Genomic DNA, 4818 nt, shown 5'->3' on the forward strand with positions numbered 1-4818 from the left:
GAAGAGGCTTGGTCATTCCTTTTAGCTTTCGGTAGACAGCAGGACTGCTCGGCTATGCAGAGCCAATGAGGTTCTGAAATTCTTGCCGCTTTTCTGTATTCAGTGTGGCAAATTGCCATTGCTTATCAGGGGTAGCAGCCTCGACAATCTGGGCCATCGTGGCATGCTCCTGGAACTCATGCTTATTCAGTGACCAGAAACCGGGCGCATCCTGCTCAGATAAGATGAGAACTCGTAATTCGAAAGTATCGTTTTGCTTGCTGTCGTTCCAAACAGGGATAACAACTTTTTGCTCACCTGCATCGAAATAGCGCTGAGCAGCGTGCTGAATACTTACAGCAAGGGTCGTATCTAAAGCTGGGATGATGACAGGCATGTTGCTGGCTCCGATTTCGGTCAAAAAACGATTCCGCTCATCGTTTTGCCGGAGGGCAGACCGGAAAACCTCCGCTACGGCTATACGTTTGCGGTAAGTCTGCTTTTTCAGCTCGTTCATTGCTTGCCTTTCTCCCAGCGGTCTAAGTATTCGAAAGGGTTGTGGGTTGTATAGGCCTGACCCCCGGAAAGTGGACACGTTGGGGATTAACTATGCTGCTTTAGTCAGTGTAGCTAAAGCCCCGGCTTCAAAGACATCACGAGCTACAAGATTGCACCAGGAGTGCCGCCTGCGGGTGTTGTAGCGCATGCACCATCGAAAGCCTCGGAACGATCTCTGTACTACGGAAGTAGGAGTAAATCGTCGGTAATCATGTCTGTGGTCCGTTTTGCAAATAGTGAACGAAAAAGGCCGGTTTTAGGGCGCTTATTTGCAAAACGGACCATACGCTGGTCGACGCCCCGACAAGACGCACTTTTTGTTGCAAATTCACCCATGAAAATGCTGCGGATGCACTTTCCCCCTTGACGTATGCCGCACGGCAGGCGGACTGCATCACGGAAGCCTATGGGGTCTGGAATAGCTAGACAGCTTGGTCTACCTACTGCCTCGATTGCACTCTTTATCCCAAGGTGAATCAATAGACCGAACGGTCTTGTGTGTAGCTTTCTTATGTGGTCTAATTAGCGGGCTTCGCTTTAGAACTGAAGGAAACTCACGATTATGACAAACCTACGATGGCGCATGAAAGTGCTCGCAGCAGCGATGGGTGGCGCGATGGTGCTCTCCTTAGCCGCTTGCGCGAACACCTCTGATTCGGCTGACACGGGCATGGTTACCTACGTGGAACCGAATATGTTTAATAACCTTTATCCACCTTCCGGCGGTTATTACCCAAATGGTGGAGTGCTTAACAACATTACGGACCGGCTGCTGTGGCAAGACCCGGAAACCTTAGAGCTGCACCCGTGGATTGCAGAAGAATTACCGCAAGCAAATGCGGATAATACGGAATTCACGTTTCGAATCCGCCGGGGCGTTACTTACTCCGATGGTTCTGTGCTTGATGCCGCGAACGTGAAGAAGAACTATGACCTCTACGCGAAAGGCGATGACGCGCGCTTATTAACGCCCTCCGAACAGCTTCCGAATTACGACAAAGCCGAAGTCATTGACGAATACACGGTGAAGTTTTATTTCACGAAGCCATCCCCAGGCTTCCCACAAGCGACGTCAGTCATGAACCAAGGGCTGCTGTCCAACGAAACCTTGGACCTCGACGATTCTGGTTTTGCCCCAGGCAATGCCACAGCGATTTCCGGTTCTGGTCCTTTCTTCATCGACGCAGAAGAACTCGGCACAAAACTGGTGTTGAAGGCACGTGACGATTACCAGTGGGCACCACCGGCCCGGGGCGATCAGCAAGGCCCGGCAGACATTGCCGGGGTGAATATCGTGTTAGCTGAAGAAGATTCCGTCCGTGTCGGTTCTCTCGTCGCTGGGCAGTCTGATGTGGCCCGCCAGATTGAAGCACCAGATGAAAAACACTTAAAGGATCAGAATCTACAGATTCTCGCGGCCCCCACGCGCGGCGTCAACAATAGCTACCACTTCCATTTCCGGCATCCTCTCGTGGAAGACATCCGGGTCCGGCGGGCACTCATTCACGCCATCGATCGCGACAATATCCTGCGCACCCTTTATTCGGACTCGTACCCGAAAGGCGCATCGATCTTGGCGCGCACCGCAATTGGCTTCCAAGACGAGTCAGAACACTACGCCTACGATCCAGAGAAAGCAGGGCAATTGCTCGACGACGCAGGCTGGGAGCGCGGCTCCGACGGGATCCGTACTAAAGAAGGCCAACGGCTTTCCCTGACCTTCAACGAAGCCGTGCCGCAACCGCGGTCGCGGGAGATGTTTACCAAAGCTCAAGAGATGCTGAAAAGCATTGGGGTAGAAGCGCATTTGTACCCAGGCGATCGTTCAGCCCAAACCAAGGCAATGAAGGATCAGGAGCTCGTGCAAGTACGGCACACTATGACCGGACGCGCAAACGTCGACACGCTAGCTACCTGGCTAGATGGCGCCGGGCGAAATTCTTTCCTGAACTACGATGCAGAAACCGGTAGTTACGGTGATGAGCAGTTGCAAGCGCTGGTGGATGACTACTTCCAGCTGACCAGCGAAAAACAACGCCTGGCAAAGGCCACCGAAATGCAAGATTACCTGGCAGAACAAGCCTATATTCTGCCTTTGTTTGAAGAACCACAAGTCTACGGTGCGCAACCGCATGTCGACGGCTTTACGACGGAAGCCATTGGCCGGCCATCGTTTTACGCAGTCGAGATTAACCCTGCACAAGGACGGGGGAAGTAATGAGTCGGAAATCAATATTTGCACGAATCGGCCAGTCCGTTTTAGTTATCTGGGCGACGTTTACGCTGGCGTTTATCTTGCTCAGTGCTTTGCCCAGTGATGCTGTAGCTGCTCGTTACGACAACCCCAATCTAGGCCTTACCCCGGAGCAGCTGGCTGACATTCGGGAGGTTTATGGTGCTGATGAACCACTTATCTCGCGGTATTTTTCTGCTCTCACCGGATTCCTGACTGGCGACTTCGGCTATTCCGTGGCAACAGGTACTGCGGTTTCGGAGATGCTCGCCAGTGCCATCCCGTCGACAATGGCCCTGGCATTGTCCGCGTTTGTGGTGGGCGCAATCCTTGCCTTTGGCATCGCGGTGCTATCTACCTTCGGGCCAATGGCTTGGTTGCGGAGCCTGTCGCGGAGCTTGCCCTCGGTGATGGTCTCAGTGCCCACCTTTTGGATCGGTATTATTTTGATTCAAGTTTTTTCCTTCGGCCTTGGCTGGGTGCCGGTTATCGGTGCGAATTCTGTGCAATCTCTGGTGCTTCCGGTTATTACCTTGGCTATCGCGATATCTGCGCCGCTGGCTCAGGTGCTCATGCGCTCCATCGATGAGGTCATGGATATGCCCTTCGTGCAAGTAGTGCGTGCTAAAGGCGCCAGCGGGGCATGGCTGCTGTGGCGAAATGTATTACGCAACGCCTTCCTGCCGGTATTGACCATGGCCGGACTTACCTTTGGCGAATTAATCGGCGGGTCCGTGGTGACGGAAGCCGTTTTTGCCCGGCACGGCATTGGAGCCTTAACGGTAGATGCGGTTGCCGACCGCGACACCTCGGTGCTGTTGGCGATCGTGGTGCTTGCCGCGGTGGTCTTCGTGCTTATCAACCTCGTGGTTGACCTTCTTTATCCAGTGCTCGACGTGCGCCTGCGGGAGCGTCGCACTGCCGAAAATTCCGCAGCACAACCTTCCGCAGCGCAACCTTCCGCAACTTCTTCAGCTGCACACGCGGCAGGTGCTTCCCGGAATGCCTCAGAACCGCACGAAAAGGGAGAACAAAAATGCAGCTAAAACCCGCACAACTTAAAGTTCGTCCCGGTACAGCTATTTCACTCATCGTGCTTGGCTTGGCAGTGCTGTGCGCATTGGTGCCGCAGTTGTTTACTTCGCAAGATCCGAACCAGGGTGGCGACACCACCGCACTGCTCGCCCCAAGTTTTCAGCATTGGTTTGGCACCGACGCCGTCGGACGTGACCTGTACACCAGAGTTGTCTACGGCGCCCGGCAATCCTTACTCGGGGCACTGCTCGCCGTGCTTTTCGGCCTCGTCGTCGGCACGCTCCTCGGCGTGATCGCAGGGGTAAATAAAGGATGGTTGGATGCAGCGATAATGCGCGTTGTCGATGTGCTGCTATCCATCCCCGCACTTTTGCTTTCCCTGTCGGTGATCATCGTTTTGGGGCACGGCATCTTTAATGCTGCGATTGCAGTGGGCGTTACCTCGGTTGCCACTTTCGCCCGATTAGCCCGTTCACAGGTGCTCAGTGTTGCAGGTGCTGATTTCGTCGAAGCTGCTTACGGCTCGGGCGGAACACCACTGCAAGTACTCATGCGCCATATCCTGCCAAATTCGCTGACCTCAGTGTTCGCCGTTGCCGCTTTGCAATTCGGCCTAGCAATTCTGCAGTTGGCTACCCTGGGATTCCTCGGCTACGGTGCCCCGCCGCCGACGCCAGAATGGGGGCTGTTGATCTCGGAATCACGCGACTATATCGCTACCGCCGGTTGGCTCACCTTGGCACCCGGACTCGTCATTGTTGCTGTGGTACTCGCAGCGAACCACCTCAGCCAGATTTTGCGAAAGGCAGCATAATGTCACTGCTATCTGTTTCTGATCTATCCATTACTTACCGCGCCGAACACGGCGAGGTGGAAGCCGTCAGCGGCATCAACTTTGATGTGGTTCCAGGCGAAATGACGGCCATCGTGGGAGAATCCGGATCCGGAAAATCCACTTCAGCCATGGCCGCGATTGGCCTGCTTGCAGAAAACGCGACAATTGTTTCCGGCTC

Annotated in this window: 5 protein-coding genes; 4 read left to right on the top strand and 1 reads right to left on the bottom strand. The window is 54.3% G+C overall.

Going from position 1 to position 4818, the window contains the following annotated elements:
* Nucleotides 1–52 precede the first annotated feature (52 nt).
* Nucleotides 53–496: a hypothetical protein gene (locus RCH87_RS10100; protein ID WP_306516571.1), complete on the bottom strand. Its 444-nt coding sequence runs from the start codon at nt 494–496 to the stop codon at nt 53–55.
* Nucleotides 497–1099: 603 nt separating this feature from the next.
* Here RCH87_RS10100 and RCH87_RS10105 point away from each other — a divergent pair.
* The 4 genes from RCH87_RS10105 to RCH87_RS10120 form a co-directional block, all read left to right on the top strand.
* Nucleotides 1100–2755 carry a TIGR04028 family ABC transporter substrate-binding protein gene (locus tag RCH87_RS10105; protein ID WP_306516572.1) on the top strand — a complete coding sequence of 552 codons (1656 nt, stop codon included), beginning with the start codon at nt 1100–1102 and terminating at the stop codon, nt 2753–2755.
* Nucleotides 2755–3816: an ABC transporter permease gene (locus RCH87_RS10110; protein WP_306516573.1), complete on the top strand. Its 1062-nt coding sequence runs from the start codon at nt 2755–2757 to the stop codon at nt 3814–3816. The genes RCH87_RS10105 and RCH87_RS10110 overlap by 1 nt, the downstream gene beginning before the upstream one ends.
* Nucleotides 3807–4619: an ABC transporter permease gene (locus RCH87_RS10115; RefSeq protein ID WP_126843600.1), complete on the top strand. Its 813-nt coding sequence runs from the start codon at nt 3807–3809 to the stop codon at nt 4617–4619. The genes RCH87_RS10110 and RCH87_RS10115 overlap by 10 nt, the downstream gene beginning before the upstream one ends.
* Nucleotides 4619–4818, top strand: a 200-nt coding sequence (locus tag RCH87_RS10120; protein ID WP_306516574.1) for an ATP-binding cassette domain-containing protein, incomplete at its 3' end; no start/stop codon positions are given. The genes RCH87_RS10115 and RCH87_RS10120, both read left to right, overlap by 1 nt.

The sequence above is a fragment of the Corynebacterium sp. genome (assembly GCF_030826625.1).
GTDB lineage: Bacteria > Actinomycetota > Actinomycetes > Mycobacteriales > Mycobacteriaceae > Corynebacterium.